We start from the raw sequence: 16,410 nt of genomic DNA, 5'->3' as shown, positions 1-16,410 counted from the left end.
CCTTCACCGTATAGTCGAACGACGAGGCCGGAATTCGACAGATTGCTCAAAGAATTTTGATTGTTCCCCACGCTTGAGAGACGCCCTCATGAGCACAGGGCGCCTCGCACTCAAATTATTACGATGTGAACCAGTGCCGGGGGCTACTGCTAAATCGGCTGATAGCCGGAGTTGGTTGTGGTGACTACGAGCTTTTTTGCGGTGGCGTTGAGAACTGACTCCTGAACGTAGTTGGTGGAGTCGGGAAGGCTGGCAAAGTGCACGGCTAGGGTGACGACGTCCTGAGGATTGTCCATGTAGGTGTTGACGTTCAACGCGCTGATCTTCTTGTCCGCGGTGTTGAAGGAGATGGTCATCTGGTCGCCGGGTTGAGCGTAGTCCTTGAAGACGATCTGGGCGACACCTGAACCGCCGCCTGGGACGAGAGAGACTTTTTGCTGCTGGAAGGCCTGCTGCATGCGCTGGGGATCAGGTGGGACGTACATGGCGAGCAGGGTTTTGACCTGTCCCATGTAGTCCTTCATCTCTTCTTTTTTCTTTGCGACGATTCTTTGTTTGAAGCGGCCGCCACTGGGGGCCTGCTGCGCCTGAGGAGGGCTCATGGGAGACTTTTGCACTTTTCCGTCGGGGCCGTACTGACACATGGATTCTGTGGCAGGTTTGGCGTTGCCGTTGAGGGTAAGTTGAGTGGTCTCGAGCCAGCGGTACTGGTGCAGTTTCTGCTGGTTTGCGGCGACTGATTGTTTTAGGGCTGCTATTTTCGCCTGGAGGTCACCGCCTGCACCCTGACCGCTGGCGACTGCGGCCGTGAAGATGACAGAGGCGAGTAGCGCTGTCGCGAGGAAGGCGTGCGAGACGGAGCTTGCGTTCGATCGGTTCATGGAGAACTCCTGTGGGGGGGAAGCATCGACTCAAAAAGGCTTCGCGGAACTGCCAACTCGACAGTTCCGCGAATGATTCTTTAGAGGTTCGGGTTCCTTGCGAGAGATAAAAGGCAATAGAAAGATTCCGCCTGTGGCGAGGAGTGACAACAGTGATCGGAAAGCAGCGCACGAAGACTAAGTGCTGGTACGAGGAATGTGTGAAGCGACTGCGTGTAGACAGAGAGCCCGAGAGTTATTTGGCGGCGGTCTTCTTGACGTGCGGGATGCGGTTGACCGAGCCGTCGGGCATGACGATGTATTTGTCTCCGGTGGCGTCTTCGATGTAGGAGTTTTTGCTTCCGGGGACGAGGGTGACCTCGCGGGCGTCGGTCTGGCCGGGTGCGGTGAGGACGAAGTGTTTGCCGTCGCCTTCATCCTGTACGGGGGACTTGGTCGGCATGGGTGCGGGAGCTACCGTTGCTACCGGAGCGGGGCCGGGGGCGGGCGCGGGAGCGGCGGCAGAGCTGGCGGCGAGCGGTGCTCCGGTGAAGGCGGTCATCTGGCCGGTCTGGCGAAAGTGGACGTACTCGGGTCCCTTGATGCCGTTGACGCACTGCTGGTAAGCATCGACACCGACGGTCTGGCTGGTGGCGGTGGTGCTGGCGACGTCGGCGCTGTTGCGGTTGGTGCGCTGGGTGGCTCCGGTAGCGGCCGCGGTGTTGGCACCGTTATTGTTGCCACCGCCCCACCAGCCCCAACCGCCCTTGCGGGAGACGGCGCTGGTGGCGAGTCCGGTGGCTCCGGTGATGCCGCCCTGGGCCATCTTGTCCTTGTCCTGGCCGTGCTCGCGGTCGTGCAGAGCCTTCTGCTCGTCGGTGAGCTGGCCGGAGGCTTGTTGGCGGCATTGGGTGAGTTGGTCCTGGGTGATGGGCATCATGTCCATGGTGATGCCGTCGGCGGGACCTGCCGCGGGCGCAGGGGCTGGCGCGGGGGCAGGAGCGGGTGTCTGGGCCAGGGCATAGCCAAGGCTGAGGGTGGCGACACAGGTAGCTTTGAGAAGGGATTTGATGGGCACGGCGGCCTCCCGAGAGTTCGATCGTTCCCGACGATCTTCCGCTTGTGGGGGCCCGTGATTCCGAGGAACCGGGAACAGAGTCATCCTAAACTCGCGGGTGAAAGCAGGCAAGCGAATCTTCGGTAACTTTGATAAATTCTTGCTGCGAAGCTGAGGCTGGTTGGGAGATACGTCCTGCTGGACGGGCGCCCTACGCGGGCGGCGGTCACTTCGTGACGCGTGTACCGGTCTTGGTGGTTCAGCTGCTTAGGGCCTCCCGTTGGTCGGCATAAAGTCAGCTTGCGACCAACGGGAGCACTACGCGAAGCAATCACAAGTCACGAAGTGACCGCTGCCCGCGCAGGGCGCCCGTCCGGCAGGACTATGGCTTGGGGTTCTGCGGCGGATTGGCTGGAGGCTGGGTGGTGTCCTTCTTGTCGGTGATGTCTTCGCCGTTGTAAATGATGCGCGCGCTGGCGTGGTACTGCTTGTAGTCGGTGTATTTGACGATGTTGCGCATGTGGACGTCCTGCGAGAGGGCGCCTTCCTGGGCGACGAAGTGGAGATTGCCTTCGGCCTTGGTGTAGGTGGGGAACCAGTACTTGCCGTCAACCTGCTCGTAGTAGGTGGTGAAGGGCGGGGAGAGGTCTTCGTGGCCTTTGCGCTTGTCCTGGGGGACGGTGATGCCGTTGACGAGAACGATCTGGAAGTCCTGCTGGTCGACCCAGACTTTGCCCTGGAAGTAGCGCTTGCCTTTTTCAAAGGTCTTGGGGGCGGCGGAGAAGACGTAGGTGTCTAGTTCGTCGATGTGCTGACGGCCGAGATAGGTGATGTCGTATTTGGGCAGGTCTTCGGTGGTGAGGATAAAGGGGAGGCGGTGCTCGATCTCGTCGAAGTCGGCGGGGGTCATCTGAACGCGCTCGAGGGTGTTCTGGGGGGCGAAGACGACGTGTTCTTCGCGCTTGCCTTCGCGGTTGAAGGTGATGTCGGTGACCTGCTGGTACTCGCCGTCGATGCGGTTTGTATCTTCGGCGAGGGTGTCGACTTTGACGGTCTGGCGGAAGGTGTAGTTCTGGCGGGCGAGGTTAAAGAGGGTCTCGCGGGCGGCGAACTTTTCGATGATTTGTTGTGGCGTCATGTTGGCGGGGGGCGCGGGGTCGAGTGGGCCGAAACCGGCGGGGTCTTGAGCGGCTCCGTCTGGATTTGCGACAGCGGCGATGGCCTGGGTGCCGGGGGCCGATAGCAGGAGGAATAGTCCGAGGACGGTCGCGGAGACTGAGGCGCGGCTGAGCTTCATGTGGAGAACTCCATGGGCGGGGCTGGGTTGCTGCGAATGCCCTGCACGCTACTAAGAATAGACGCGATTTGGGGAGGTTTGGTGATGTGGCCTGGAGCGAGGGAGATGAGCGGGTTAATCGGGCTGCGCTGGCTGGAGTTGTCGCTGGCTGGCGGAGGCCTGTGGGCGCTCTGGTGCCGGGTGCAGGTGGGAGTGGCGGCGGGAAGGCGGGAGCGGCGGGAGCAGGAGGAACTGCGGGCCTATGCGGGGCTGGATGTGCGGCTGGCGGCGGATGCGGAAGTAGTCGAGCTGGCAGGGCAGGTGAGCCGGTTGATGGCGGAGAAGAGTGTGTTTCGCAGGACCGCGATGCTGGTGCGGGAAGCGGACGGCGGGTTTTCGGTCGCGGCTAGCTCGGGGATGGAAGAGACGACGGTGCAGTCGTTGAATGAGTGGGCGGAGGGAGTTGTCGAGGCGGAGCGGAAGGGTGGAGTTGGCACGCGGCGGAATGAGGGCGGGCTGGGTAGGAGGGTGAAGAACAACGCGTTTGCAGTGGTGTTCGGGAGGAGGCGGCTGGAGGAGGAGCCGCGGGGGGCGATCGTGATTCCGTTGTGGACGACAGCCGGACGAATGATAGGGGCGCTGGCGGTTGGCGCGGATGGGTTGCTGAGTATACGGCAGAGGGAGCTCGAAGAGGCATTGTGGCCGCTTGAATCGCTTGGGGTGAAAGTGGCGCGGGCGATGGAAAATGCTGCTCTGGCAGAGAGGTTGATGCGCGCTGAGAGGCTGGCGGGACTGGGAATGCTGGCGGGAGGGATGGCGCATGCGTTGAGTAATCCGCTGACGGCAGTGCTTGGATTTGCGGAGTTGATTGCCGGCTCGACGGGCGAGGCGCGGGTGAAGGCGGATGCGGAGATTATTGTGCGGGAGGCGTTGCGGATGCGGCAGACGGTGGAGACGCTGCTGGAGTTTCGCAGGCCGGTGGGGCAGGGCGATGGGGCTGTCGATTTGGTGGAGATGGTGCGCGAGCTGGCGGTGGAGTGTGGGGAGAAGCTGGAGGGTCGCGGGATTCGGCTGGTGGTGCAGGACGATGGAGAGGTGCCCGGGGTGAGCGGGAACAGGCAGAGGCTTCGGCAATTGCTGGAGCATCTGCTGAATAATGCCGCGCAGGCGTTGACTGGAGTGCGGGGCGTGAAGACTGCGGAGGAGATGGTGATTCGGATGTCGCTGAGTAGTTTGGGGAGCGGCGCGGATGATGCATGGGGTAGAGATGGGCGGAGAGTTCACCTGATTGTGAGCGATACGGGACCGGGTTTTCGTGAGCCGGGGAGGATGTTCGATCCGTTTCATACGCTGCAGGATTCGGGCGATAGCGTGGGGATGGGGCTGAGTCTTTGTTATTCGATTGTGCAGGAGCATGGGGGAGAGATCAGTGCGTTCAACCTGCACCCGCATGGTGCGGCGGTGGCGGTGGAGTTGCCGGTGGTGCGTGCTGCAGGAAAAAAATCTGTTGGGGCGGACGGATCGGCTCGTCGCGTAACTGTTTGAGGATGAGTTGTCTTCTTTGCAGTTTTTTGTGGTGCTGAACGTGGTGGGATGCGTGGTGGTTGTGGTGTTAAGTGTGGTGTTTCGCCGTCAGGCTTTTGAGATTCCTTTGCCCTGCGCGGGCGGCGGTCACTTCATGACTCGTATACCCCTTCGGTAGGTGCTCCCGTTGGTCGCGATCAAGATCTACCGCCGACCATTGGGAGGCTTAAGGCGAAGCCGGTATATAAGTCACGAGGTGACCCATTTTCTTGTCTGATTCCCTTTCGGGTTAGATCTTCGAGTTGCGGAGTTAGACTGGCGCGATGAAGAACCGGGCGATTTGGGCAGGTGTGCTGGCGTTGATTGTGGCCGGCGTTTGGAGTGGGCCATACAGCAAGCTGCTGGCGCAGGAGTTCGGTCCTGATTCGGATGCTTTGTCTGGCGGCGCGGCGGTAAAGCGGCCGATGACGTTCGCCGATCTCCAGCGGATGAAGAGGGTGAGCGATCCGCAGGTGTCGCCGAGCGGCAAGTGGGTGATGTTTTCGGCGACTGATGTTGATCTTGAGAAGAACTCGAAGGTGAATCATCTTTGGGTGGTGCCGATGGCGGCTCCTCCGGTGCCTGCGGCGGCGGCGAGCACGGCTTCGAGTGTGGGCGCTGTGACGAAAGAGCGACAGCTGACGTTCTGGAAGGATGGCGAGTCGGGCGGAAGGTTTTCGCCGGATGGGAAGCAGGTTGCGTTTGTGGCGACCGATAGTACCACCGGGTTGTCGCAGATATTTCTTGCCGCGTGGGATGATGCGGCCGGGACGATGGGAACTCCGAAACGACTGACGAATGTTAGTACGGAGGTTGATGGCGCGGTGTGGTCGCCGAACTCGAAGAGGATTTTGTTCGCGTCGCGCGTCTATCCGGAGTGCAGTGATGAGGCCTCCTGGACGGATGAAGATCTTTGCAATAAGAAGAAAGATGATGCGGCTGCGGCGAATCCGGTGAAGGCACAGGTGTTTGAACATCTGCTGTATCGGCACTGGAATAGTTACATTGGTCCGAAGCGGAGTCACGTGCTGGTGGTGTCGGCGACGGATGGAAATGCTGTGCGGGATCTGACTCCGCGGAGAGACATTGGAGATGCGGAGGCGCCGACGTTTACGCTGGGTGGTCCGGTGGGGTATGCGTGGGCACCGGGATCGGAAGAGATTGCATTTGTAACTAATGTTGATCTTGTTCCGGCGGCGAGCACGAATAATGATGTGTTTACGTTGCTGCTGGATGATGCGGGTGCGAGGCCGCGCAAAGTTTCGACGTCGACGGGGAGCGATGATGCGCCGGCTTACTCGCCTGATGGGAAGTATCTTGCGTTCCGGTCGCAGGCGCGAGCGGCGTATGAGAGTGACCGGTTTCGTTTGATGTTGTTTGATCGGCTTGCGGGCACCACGAAGGAGTTGTTGCCGAAGCTGGATCGCTGGGTGGATGAGTTTGTGTGGAACCCGGAGAACCCGGAGATTTGTTTTACGACGGCCGATCATGGGGAGGAGCGGATTTTTTGTACGTACCCGAATCTTGGCGATTCGCTGTTTGCTCTGCCGGGGAAGGGCGAGTATGGCGAGCTGCAGTTTGCGGCGCTGAAAGATGTTGGGTATGAGCTGGTGGCGACAAAGATGACAGTGGAGTCGCCGGCTGCGCTGGTCGCGCTGTTTCGCGGCGATGTGAAGGAGTCGGCGGATAGGGATATCCCGACTGTTTCAAGTCAGATTTCGACGATCGAGGTGCAGCTTACACATTTGAATGATGATCTGGAACAGCATCTCGATCTGCCGAGGATGACCAGCTTCACGTTCAGTGGTGCGGAGGGTGCGTCGGTGCAGGGGTTTATGATTCCGCCGCCTAAGTTCGATAGTGCGAAAAAATATCCGCTGAAGTTTTTGATCCATGGAGGGCCGCAGGGCGCGTGGGGGGACGCGTGGAGCTATCGGTGGAATGCGGAGCTGATGGCGGCGAATGGATATGTAGTGGTGATGGTGAATCCGCGCGGGTCGACAGGGTATGGGCAGGCGTTTATTGATGGCGTGAATGGGGACTGGGGTGGGAAGGCCTATGTCGATCTGATGAAGGGTCTGGATTTTGCGGAGTCGAAGTTTCCGTTCATCGACAAGACGAGGGAGTGTGCGCTGGGCGCGAGCTACGGCGGATTTATGGCGAACTGGATTCTGACGCATACGGATCGTTTTGCGTGCATTGTGACGCATGACGGGATGTTCAACCCTGAGAGTGCGTATGGAACGACTGAGGAGATTTGGTTTAACGAGTGGGAGTTTCGGCGGAGTGGGGACGTTGCGCCGGGACAGCCGTGGAGGTATGCGACGGGGCCGGCTGCGAACGATCCATTCAGGAAGTGGTCGCCGATGCTTGCGATTCAGAATGCGAAGACGCCCACGCTGGTGGTTCATTCGCAGAGGGACTATCGGTTGGATGTGTCGGAGGGGTTTCAGCTTTTTACGGCATTGCAGCGGCTGAATGTGCCGAGCAAGATGCTCTATTTTCCGGATGAAGGGCATTGGGTGTTGAAGCCGCAGAACTCGAAGCTTTGGTATGAGACGGTAGGGGATTGGTGTGATCGATGGACGAAGACGAATCTGTATGCGGCGATTGCGCTGAATAAGGGAGCGCCGGGTGCGGGTGCGACGAAGGAATCGACGAAGGCTAAGCGGTCGGTTGCTCCTGCGCCTGCTGCTGCTCCGGTGGTCGCGGCTCCATCTTCGGTGGCGTCGTCGCCGGTTGCTCCGCAAAATGTGGAGGAGACTCCACATCAGGGTGTGGGAGGAGAGGACTTTACGATTGCGATCAGTGCGCCGGAGGATGAGGTTCGAGTGGGAGGCGATGCAAAGGTGACGATTGCATTGAGAAATGTGTCGGATCACCAGATTGCGTTTGCGCATCGGCCGGGCGCGAATAATCCGGAGTTTTCTTACCGGATTGAAGTGAAGGATGCGGCGGGGCATGTGATGGAGCCGACGGCGTACGGGCGTGAGGCGTTGCAGCATCAGCAGGAGGAGAGTCGCATGGTGGAGTTTGTGCAGCCGGGGAAGGCCGCGCTGCAGACTGCGCATGTGGCAAAGCTGGTGAGCTTTAATCGGCCGGGGCGGTACACGGTGCAGGTGTTTCGGAAGGATCCGAAGACGGGGAAGGTGGTTCGGTCGAATGAGCTCACGCTGAATGTCGTGCCTTAGTGATCGCGTGAAGAGCGCCGTGAATGCCAGAGGCCAGAGTTTTTCTGGATGCAGGCGATGAGCCAGGCTCGTTGGGAGACAGATCCGCGGGTCGAAGTTTTGCCGGCTGCGTGGGAGCAAGAGCCGGTTTTGGCGAATCTCCTGGAGTTGTATGCCCACGACTTCAGTGAACTGCGAGATCTGGATGTTGGGGAAGATGGTAGGTTCGGCTATGGAGCACTTCCGCTTTACTGGACGGAGCCGGGGAGATTTCCATTTCTTGTGCGAGTGGGCGGCAGACTTGCGGGTCTGGTCCTGGTGCGGAGAGGGTCGGTGATCTCTGAAGAGGAAGCGGTTTGGGACATGGCGGAGTTTTTTGTGGTTCGTGGATACCGAAGGCGCAGGATTGGGACGCAAGTGGCGCATGAGGTGTGGCGGCGGTTTCCGGGGCGGTGGGAGGTTCGGGTGATGGAGAAAAACGATGCGGCGCGGCGATTTTGGCAGGGAGCGATTTCATCCTTCACGGGAGAGAAGATTCATTCAGTTGCTTTCGAGCGTGAAGGGAGTGCGTGGGTCTTGTTTTTGTTTGAGTCGCGAGTGAAGTGAGACGTAGAGTGGATGCCTTGGGTGAGAATGGATTGAGGGCATTGTGATGGCGTTTGCACGACCGAAGAAGCGGGAGCCGGTGGGTGAAGCTGGGTTGTTTGAGTATGCAGTGGGGACACTGGCGCGAAGGATGCGAACGGTGCGGGATCTGCGGCGGTTGATGAAGGCTCGCGCGGAGGAGGGTGAGGCGGGGGAGCGGGCGATGGACGCGGTAATTGTGCGGTTGAAAGAGCTGAACTATTTGAGCGATACGCGTTTTGCCGAAGACTACACGCGGGTGCGGAAGGAGCATGAGAAGTTTGGGCGAAGGCGTGTGCAGCAGGATTTGATGATGAAGGGTGTAGGGAAAGAGTTGGTGGCCTCGACGCTGGAGACGGCGTATGAGGATGTTGATGAGGTGGCGCTGGCGCGGCAGTATATTGCGCGGAAAAGGATGAAGCAGCCGAGTGGGGAGAATGCGCAGAAGGAGACCGTGAGGACGATGAATCGGCTGATGCGGGCTGGGTTTTCTTCGAATGCGATCTTCAAGTTGCTGAAGGCCTGGGATCTGCCGGAGGAGGCTTTGGCGGGAGTGGAAGAAGGTGGGGTGGATTCGGATTCTTATGCGGAGCCGGAGGAGCGGACGGGGGACTCGGATGGTTATGCGCGGCAGAATGATGATGAGTGATTTTGTGTCCTGCCGGACGGGCCTCCTACGCGGAGGGCGGTCACTTCGTGACTTGTAATTGCTTCGCGTGGTCCTCGCGATGCTCGGAGTGGAGACTAGCGCCGATTAGTACTCGCCGCGAAAGCTGTGGATGAGGCGGCGGTCGCGTTTGGTTGGGCGCTTTGACGGGGCGGCGTATGCGATAGGGCCCCGAAGCTTGCGTTCTTCGGCAGCTTTGCGGCGGGCCTCTTTGCTTTCTTCGGTTTCGCGGTAGAGGGTTTGGGCGATGGCTGCAGAGCCGCGCTGCTGGCTTAGGGCCAGGACTTCTATGTCGAATTCGCCCGCTTCGTTTTTGATGCGGAGCTTGTCGCCTGTGCGGACCTCGCGGGAGGGCTTGGCGGAGATGTTGTTCGAGGTGATGCGGTTCATGTCGCAGGCTTTGGATGCTTGCTCGCGGGTTTTGAAGAAGCGAGCGGCCCAGAGCCACTTGTCGATGCGTGTGCCGGTCATGGATCTATTTTCTTCTACTTCTGCAAGTGCGTGTTAGATGGCGCGGAGCATGCGCACGGGGAGGTAGAAGAGTGCGGCGATGAGCTCGAAGGTTCCGCCGACTACGATTCCGACGAGACGGAAGGGGAGGAGGATGAGCCAGATCAGCGGATAGAGGAGGAGCGCCGCGAGAGCGAGGGGCCAACAGAAGACCATGAGGATCAGAAAGAGCAAGAGGTTGAGCATTCGTATTTCTCCTGTAGAGATTAAACGGTCGGCTGCGGAAAAAGTTCCCTTGGGTGGATGATAGAAGGATGGTTCAGAGCGGGTTGCAGCGGGTGGTGGGTGTGGACTGGTCGGGCGATAAGGGGCCTGGACAGAGAAGGAAGATTTGGGCTGGGGTTTGGACGGCCTCTACGGGGCGGGTGACGCTGGAGGGTGGGAGGACGCGGGAGGAGTTGATTGCGTGGCTGATTGAGATGAGCGAGGAGACTCCGCGGATGGTGGTGGGGTTTGACTTTACGTTTAGCTATCCGGCTTGGTTTTTGAAGGAGTTGGGAATTGGGTCGGCGCCGGAGTTTTGGCGATTGGTTGCGGATGGGCAGGGAGAAAAGTGGCTGCATCGGGACTGTGAGGATGTGCGGTTTTGGGGCGTGCCGGGTTCGCAACGGCATGGGAAGAAGCCTGCGGAGTTTTCCGGGGAGCATGCACACAGGATGTTGCGAAGGGCGGAGACGGTGTTGAAGGTGAGGGCAGAGATGACCGATCCGCTGAAGATCGCGAGGATTGCGGGGATCGCGCCGAAGTCGGTGTTTCAGATTGGCGGGGCGGGGGCGGTGGGGACGGCTTCGTTGCGGGGGATGCCGGGTTTGCTGGTGCTGCGGGAGGCTGGGTTTCGGATCTGGCCGTACGATGAGCCGGATGTGAAGCGGGCGCCGACGGTGGTGGAGATTTATACGCGGTTGATGACGGGAGCGGTGAATAAGAGTTCGGAGGTGGCGCGGACGGCTTATCTTGCGAAGAAGCGGAAGGAGAGTGCGATGTATGCGGGGCTTTCGAGATTGGTGATGGCGAAGGCGCGGGCTTCGGAGGATGCGTTTGATGCGTTGGTGACCGCGATGGTGATGACGGAGCATCGACGGGAGTTTGCTGCGTTGCGGAAGACGGAGGAGGAGGTGTTTCGAATGGAAGGGCAGACGTGGGTGCCAGGGTTGGTGGGGTGAGTGCGGGAAACTCTCGTGGATGGATGGCGTCTAAGGTGAGATGAAAACGATCACGCTGGAAGAACATTTTTTGACTGAGACGTATGTGCGGGCTACGGCGGAGTACTCCGCGAAGACGGGGATGCAGTTTCCTGAGATGCAGGCGAAGCTGCTGGACCTGGGCGCGGGGCGGATTGCAGCGATGGATGAGGGTGGGGTCGATTTGCAGGTGATGTCGCTGGTTGCGTTTGGGCTGGAGGGGTTGAATGCGGCTGATGGGACCGCTGTGGCGCGAGAGGTAAACGACGAGTTGGCGGCGGCGGTGAAGGTGAATCCGACGAGGCTGGCTGGATTTGCTACGCTAGCGCTGAAGGATGTGGGTAAGGCGACGAGGGAGCTGGAACGCTGCGTTAAGCAGCTCGGGTTTTGTGGAGTGATGGTGAATGGGACCGTGGAGGGACGGTTCTTAGATGATGCGCGGTTTCTGCCGTTCTTCGAAGCGGCGGCTGCGCTTGATTTGCCGGTATATCTGCATCCGGCGCCGCCGCCGGAGCCAGTGCGCGAGGCTTACTACTCAGGATTGCCGGGAGAGATGGGACGGATGCTGTCGATTGCGGGTTGGGGATGGCACTCGGAGACGGCGCTGCATACGCTGCGGCTGATTGTGTCGGGCTTGTTCGATAAAGTGCCCGGGTTGCAGTTGATTATTGGGCATATGGGAGAGGGGCTGCCGTTTGCGCTGGCTCGGTCGAGCGGGATGTTGTCGGGGGCGGCGAAGTTGAAGCAGACGGTGGCGGATTATTTCAAGACGAATATTCACATGACGACGAGCGGGTACTTCACCTTGCCTCCGCTGGAGTGTGCTCTGGAGGTGGTTGGGATTGAGCGGATGATGTACTCGGTGGATTATCCGTTTAGTGCGAATACGAAGGGGAAGGATTTTTTGGAGAAGGTGGCGGGTCTGTTGTCTGTGGCGGAGATGGAGATGCTGGTGGGTGGGAATGCGGCGAAGGTGTTGGGTTGATGCGTAGCGCAAAAAGCTTAGGACGATTCCAGAGCTTCATTTTTTTACTTCCTCCTGTCGACTAGTGGCGGCCAGTGGAGAGCGGAGGAGATCAAGCCGAATAGACCGGGCACTGCAAGAAGACCCAACATATACCGATCGCCGTGATAGATTCTCGTCTCGGTATTAGTTAAGACCAAGAGTATTGCAATTGTAATCAGCCAGGTAGAGGCTATGATTTTGTGCCAGAAAGCTAAGACGCACGCCGGAAAGACTGTCACGCACGTCAAGATGGAAACTATCGTTTGCAGATTGAGGTGTGAGGCGGAGAGTACAAGTGGCCATCCAAAGAATGGCAGTGTGCCTAGGGCTGCGCAGCCACCGAAGATGATTCGGCTCCAAAGAATCTGGTCGATATAGCCGAGATGGCTTTCAGTCGGAGTCGAACTCATCGGGTTTCATCTTACCGCTGATAAACTTGGTGCTTATGATTAATCGTTCGGGTAGCCAGATTCGGGAAGATTTTTTGCGGTTTTTTGAGGGCAAGGGGCATCGGCGGGTGCACTCTTCTTCGCTGGTGCCGGTGAACGATCCTACGCTGCTGTTTACCAATGCGGGGATGAATCAGTTTAAGGATGTCTTTCTTGGGAACGAGAAGCGGGATTACACGCGGGCGGCCAGCTCGCAGAAGTGTGTGCGGGCCGGGGGAAAGCACAACGATCTGGAGAACGTTGGGTTTACGCGGCGGCACCATACCTTCTTTGAGATGTTGGGGAATTTTTCGTTTGGAGATTACTTCAAGAAGGATGCGATTGCCTATGCTTGGGAGCTGCTGACTTCGAATCATGATCATTGCTTTGGGATCGATCCTTCGCGGCTTTATGTGACGATCTTTGAGGGTGATGCGAAGGTTCCGCGGGATGATGAGGCGGAGAAATTCTGGATTGAGATTGGGGTGCCGAAGGAGAGGATCTTTGGGATGTCGGCCAAGGATAACTTCTGGCAGATGGGCGACACGGGGCCTTGTGGGCCTTGTAGTGAGATCTTTTACGACATGGGGGTTGAGGCAGCTGAGGAGGCGGGAGTTGATAAGCCGTTTCCGCAGGATGATCAGCGCTATGTCGAGGTGTGGAATCTGGTGTTCATGCAGTTTGATCGGAGTAGCGATGGGACGCTGACTCCGCTGCCTAAGCCTTCGATTGACACAGGCATGGGGCTGGAGCGGATTGCGGCGGTGCTGCAGGGAGTGTTGTCGAACTTTGAGACGGATTTGTTTACTCCGCTGATTGCGCGGGCGGAGGAGCTGACCGGGCATAAGGTTGAGCCCGAGCATGCGGTCGATGAGCGGTCGCGTGCGAGCTTGAGGATTATTGCGGACCATGCGCGGGCGGCTACGTTTTTGATCTCGGATGGCGTGCTTCCTGCGAATGAGGGCAGAGGGTATGTGCTGCGGAAGATTCTGCGGCGCGGGATTCGGCATGGACGGCTGCTGGGGCAGGAGAAGCCGTTTATGTATCAGATGGTGTTTGCGGTTCGGGATGAGATGCAGGTGGCTTATCCGGAGTTGAAGGAGTCGGCGGAGCGGGTGAGTAAGGTGGTGTTGGCGGAGGAGGAGCAGTTTGCGAGGGTGCTCGCCACCGGTCTCAAGATTTTGGATACTGCATTGCAGTCCGCGAAGGTTCAGCGTTTTTTCGAATTGCATCCTGAACTTAGAGCCTCGCTCAGCAATTCTTATTCGGTTACCGAAGAGGTTCTGGACTCATTTACGTGGCCTTCATCGAATAAAGGCGTTTTGAATGGAAAGATGGCGTTCGGTATCTATGAGACGTACGGTATGCCGCTGGATTTTATGGTGGATGCGGCGCGTGATGCCGGTATTGCTTTCGATCAGGCAGGGTTTGATGCGGCTAAGGAAGAGGAGCAGCAGCGGGCTCGGGCTTCATGGAAGGGGGGGTCGCAGAAGTCGGCGGCGCCGGTTTATCGGGAGTTGCCGAAGACGGAGTTTGAAGGGTACTCGACGCTGCGGGTGGATGGGGCGAAGGTGTTGGCGCTCGTGAAGGACGGCGTTGGTGTGCCGGAGTTGAAGGGCGGCGAGTCGGGTGAGGTGGTGCTCGACGTTACGAGTTTCTATGCGGACTCGGGTGGGCAGGTTGGGGATCAGGGGTGGTTGTACTCGGGGGATCATAACCTGGTGGTGGCTGAGGTGAGTGGTGCGACCAAGCCGGTGCAGGGTGTGTTTGCGCATAAGGTGAGGGCGAATCATACGATTGCGGTGGGCGATACCGTGGATACGGTGGTCGATGGTGCGGTGCGGGCGGCTACGACGCGGAATCATACGGGGACGCATCTGTTGCATGCGGCGTTGCGCGAGGTGCTGGGCAAGCATGTGAAGCAGGCGGGGTCGTTGAACGATGCGACGCGGCTGCGGTTTGATTTTTCGCACTTTACGGGTGTGGCCGAGGAGGAGTTGCGCGAGGTCGAGGAGATTGTGAATCGGCAGGTGATGGGGAATACGAAGGTGGAGACGCTAGTGGATGTGCCGATCGACGTGGCGGTGAATGAGCTGGGTGCGATGGCGCTGTTTGGCGAGAAGTATGGCGAGAAGGTAAGGGTGGTGAAGATCGGCGACTTTTCGACGGAGCTTTGCGGTGGGATTCATACGGGGGCGACGGGCGAGATTGGCGTGATCAAGGTGGTGGGTGAGGGGTCGGTGTCTTCGGGCGTGCGGCGCGTGGAGGCGGTGAGCGGGACGGGTGCGCTGCATGAGTTCCGGAGGGATTTTGAGGTGGCTCGTGTGGTGGGGGCGATGTTGGGGAGTTCGTCGGATGAGGTGACTCCGGCGGAGGCGTTGCGTGCGCGGATTGCGGCGCAGGAAGAGGAGATGAAGAAGCTGCGGCGGGAGCTGGATCAGGTTCGGATGAAGTCGGCTTCGGCTTCGTTGTCGGATGCGAGCTCGTCTGCCGTGGAGGTGAAGGGCGTGAAGGTGTTGGCGCAGCGGGTGGATGGCGTGGAGAAGGCACAGATGCGGGAGCTGGTGGATTCGCTGCGTATCAAATTAGGGAGTGGTGTGGTGGTGCTGGGCGCTGCTGTTGACGGGAAGGTTTCGTTGATTGTGGGGGTGACGAAGGATCTTACTGCGAAGGTGCAGGCGGGGAAGATTGTTGGTCAGCTTGCGGCGCAGGTTGGAGGGAAGGGCGGGGGACGGCCTGATCTGGCGGAGGCTGGTGGGAGCGATGTGGGGTCGCTGGATGCGGCTTTGAAGAGTGCGGCTGAGGTGGTTGGTGGCTTGTTGGGCTAGGACTCCAACCCGTTTTTGGTGGTTCGAGCAAGATGCGGGAGTCTCTCCACTGCGCAGCGAACGGTGAGACTGTTCGCTGCTTCGTCGAGATGACGAAATTGCGGTGGCTGGCGAGTGGATGGATGGGATTAGAGGGTGAGCTAGAATCTATCGACGGCGGGTGAGATGCGGTGGTGAGACTGTCTCGCCGGTAGGACGATCGCGAATATGCGGTTAGAGGAGGGACCTTGGATGTGCATGCTCCGCATGAGCCGATACACGGCGTGAAAGACTTTCTGCTTCATCTGCTGACGATTACGGTGGGGCTTCTGATTGCGGTGGGGATTGAAGGATGCGTGGAGCTGCATCGGGAGCACAAGCTGGTGAAGGAAGCCCGCGCGACCTTGCGTGAGGAGATCCAGAGCAACAGCAAGTCGATGAACGGGGCGCTTGCGAATCTGGAGAAGGAAGATAAGGCGATTGCGAACAACATCGACGTTCTGACGAAGCTACTGCGCGATCCCAAGGACAAACAAGTGAAGGATGCCGATATCGCAGCTGATTTCTCGATCGTTGGTCTGAAGGATACTGCATGGAAGACGGCGCAGACGACGGGAGCTCTGACGTATATGCCGTATGAAGAGGCACAGCGGTACGCGTCGGTCTATCACGAGCAGCAGAGTTTTCTAGATATGCAGGACAAGATTCTGGACGACGAGGCTCAGTTTGTCGGGGTGATGCGGAAGACGGACTTCGGACACGGAGGTGTCACGAAGGAGCAGGCGAGCGCTGCGCTGGAGCGATTTGGGGTGTGGCAGGCTCATCTTTCGTATCTTGTTCTTTCTGCTAAGGTGACTGCGGCTGATGATAAGGCGTTTCTTGAAGGCAAAGAAGGGCCGCAGCATATGCGCTACGACCTTCATTAGGGCAGCGATGGCTTTGTTGCGGAACAGATTTGGGTGGCGACAGTGGTGGCTATTTGGGTTCTTCGGATTCGAGGAGCTGGCGAGTCTCTGCGAGGTTGAGGGTGTTGCCGTCCACGACGAATTCGTAGTCGCCGGCGTTGTCGGGGACTTTGAATATGCCTTCCACCTTGTGGCCGCGCTTGCGAAGAGCTGCGACGAGAAGATCGATATCTACCATGCGGGAAAGTGTACAGGAAGTTTTTTGGGCTGGGTGATGAAACGTTGAGCTTGAAATGGTGACTGGCGTTGGGTAGTGGGTTCGCGGGGACACCATAGATTGTGTTTTGGGAATCGCA

The 16,410-nt window shown here is 58.9% G+C and carries 14 protein-coding genes; 8 read left to right on the top strand and 6 right to left on the bottom strand.

Annotation, left to right across the window (positions count from 1 at the left end; genetic code table 11):
• Positions 1-149: 149 nt before the first annotated feature.
• The 3 genes from RBB76_RS07255 to RBB76_RS07245 all read right to left on the bottom strand — a co-directional run bounded on the left by RBB76_RS07255 (position 150) and on the right by RBB76_RS07245 (position 3,214).
• Positions 150-881, bottom strand: coding sequence for a hypothetical protein (locus RBB76_RS07255; RefSeq protein ID WP_429628089.1), 732 nt, complete (start codon positions 879-881; stop codon positions 150-152).
• A gap of 235 nt (positions 882-1,116) precedes the next feature.
• The gene (locus RBB76_RS07250) at positions 1,117-1,938 is read right to left on the bottom strand and encodes a hypothetical protein (RefSeq protein ID WP_429628090.1); all 822 of its coding nucleotides are present in this window, start codon (positions 1,936-1,938) and stop codon (positions 1,117-1,119) included.
• Positions 1,939-2,299: 361 nt separating this feature from the next.
• The gene (locus tag RBB76_RS07245) at positions 2,300-3,214 is read right to left on the bottom strand and encodes a hypothetical protein (RefSeq protein WP_429628091.1); all 915 of its coding nucleotides are present in this window, start codon (positions 3,212-3,214) and stop codon (positions 2,300-2,302) included.
• 105 nt (positions 3,215-3,319) lie between these two features.
• Here RBB76_RS07245 and RBB76_RS07240 point away from each other — a divergent pair, with 105 nt between their 5' ends.
• The 4 genes from RBB76_RS07240 to RBB76_RS07225 all read left to right on the top strand — a co-directional run bounded on the left by RBB76_RS07240 (position 3,320) and on the right by RBB76_RS07225 (position 9,199).
• Positions 3,320-4,738: a sensor histidine kinase gene (locus tag RBB76_RS07240; RefSeq protein ID WP_429628092.1), complete on the top strand. Its 1,419-nt coding sequence runs from the start codon at positions 3,320-3,322 to the stop codon at positions 4,736-4,738.
• Between the two features lie 302 nt (positions 4,739-5,040).
• Positions 5,041-7,947 carry a S9 family peptidase gene (locus tag RBB76_RS07235; RefSeq protein ID WP_429628093.1) on the top strand — a complete coding sequence of 969 codons (2,907 nt, stop codon included), beginning with the start codon at positions 5,041-5,043 and terminating at the stop codon, positions 7,945-7,947.
• Positions 7,948-8,004: 57 nt separating this feature from the next.
• On the top strand, positions 8,005-8,532 hold the full coding sequence (locus RBB76_RS07230) for a GNAT family N-acetyltransferase (protein ID WP_429628094.1): 528 nt from the start codon (positions 8,005-8,007) through the stop codon (positions 8,530-8,532).
• A gap of 46 nt (positions 8,533-8,578) precedes the next feature.
• A complete protein-coding gene (locus RBB76_RS07225; protein ID WP_429628095.1) occupies positions 8,579-9,199 on the top strand; it encodes a regulatory protein RecX in 621 nt (206 codons plus the stop codon).
• A 105-nt stretch (positions 9,200-9,304) separates the two neighbouring features.
• Here the strand turns inward: RBB76_RS07225 and RBB76_RS07220 are convergent, their stop codons facing one another.
• Positions 9,305-9,688 (bottom strand): RNA-binding S4 domain-containing protein, encoded by a 384-nt coding sequence (locus RBB76_RS07220; protein WP_429628096.1) that lies wholly within the window; start codon positions 9,686-9,688, stop codon positions 9,305-9,307.
• 33 nt (positions 9,689-9,721) lie between these two features.
• Complete coding sequence (locus RBB76_RS07215; RefSeq protein WP_429628097.1) at positions 9,722-9,913, bottom strand: hypothetical protein; 192 nt, start codon at positions 9,911-9,913, stop codon at positions 9,722-9,724.
• 68 nt (positions 9,914-9,981) lie between these two features.
• Here RBB76_RS07215 and RBB76_RS07210 point away from each other — a divergent pair, with 68 nt between their 5' ends.
• From RBB76_RS07210 to RBB76_RS07195, 4 genes are all read left to right on the top strand, one after another.
• The gene (locus tag RBB76_RS07210; RefSeq protein WP_429628098.1) at positions 9,982-10,890 is read left to right on the top strand and encodes a hypothetical protein; all 909 of its coding nucleotides are present in this window, start codon (positions 9,982-9,984) and stop codon (positions 10,888-10,890) included.
• 40 nt (positions 10,891-10,930) lie between these two features.
• On the top strand, positions 10,931-11,893 hold the full coding sequence (locus RBB76_RS07205; protein ID WP_429628099.1) for an amidohydrolase family protein: 963 nt from the start codon (positions 10,931-10,933) through the stop codon (positions 11,891-11,893).
• A gap of 466 nt (positions 11,894-12,359) precedes the next feature.
• On the top strand, positions 12,360-15,170 hold the full coding sequence (gene alaS, locus RBB76_RS07200) for an alanine--tRNA ligase (RefSeq protein ID WP_429628100.1): 2,811 nt from the start codon (positions 12,360-12,362) through the stop codon (positions 15,168-15,170).
• A gap of 227 nt (positions 15,171-15,397) precedes the next feature.
• The gene (locus RBB76_RS07195) at positions 15,398-16,075 is read left to right on the top strand and encodes a hypothetical protein (RefSeq protein ID WP_429628101.1); all 678 of its coding nucleotides are present in this window, start codon (positions 15,398-15,400) and stop codon (positions 16,073-16,075) included.
• 49 nt (positions 16,076-16,124) lie between these two features.
• Here the strand turns inward: RBB76_RS07195 and RBB76_RS07190 are convergent, their stop codons facing one another.
• Positions 16,125-16,292 (bottom strand): hypothetical protein, encoded by a 168-nt coding sequence (locus RBB76_RS07190; protein WP_183972968.1) that lies wholly within the window; start codon positions 16,290-16,292, stop codon positions 16,125-16,127.
• Between the last annotated feature and the right edge of the window lie 118 nt (positions 16,293-16,410).

This window comes from Tunturiibacter psychrotolerans (assembly GCF_051013365.1).
Classification (GTDB): Bacteria; Acidobacteriota; Terriglobia; order Terriglobales; family Acidobacteriaceae; genus Edaphobacter; species Edaphobacter psychrotolerans_A.
The sequence above is the reverse complement of the archived record's forward strand: the minus strand, read 5'-3'. Positions and strand labels throughout refer to the sequence as shown.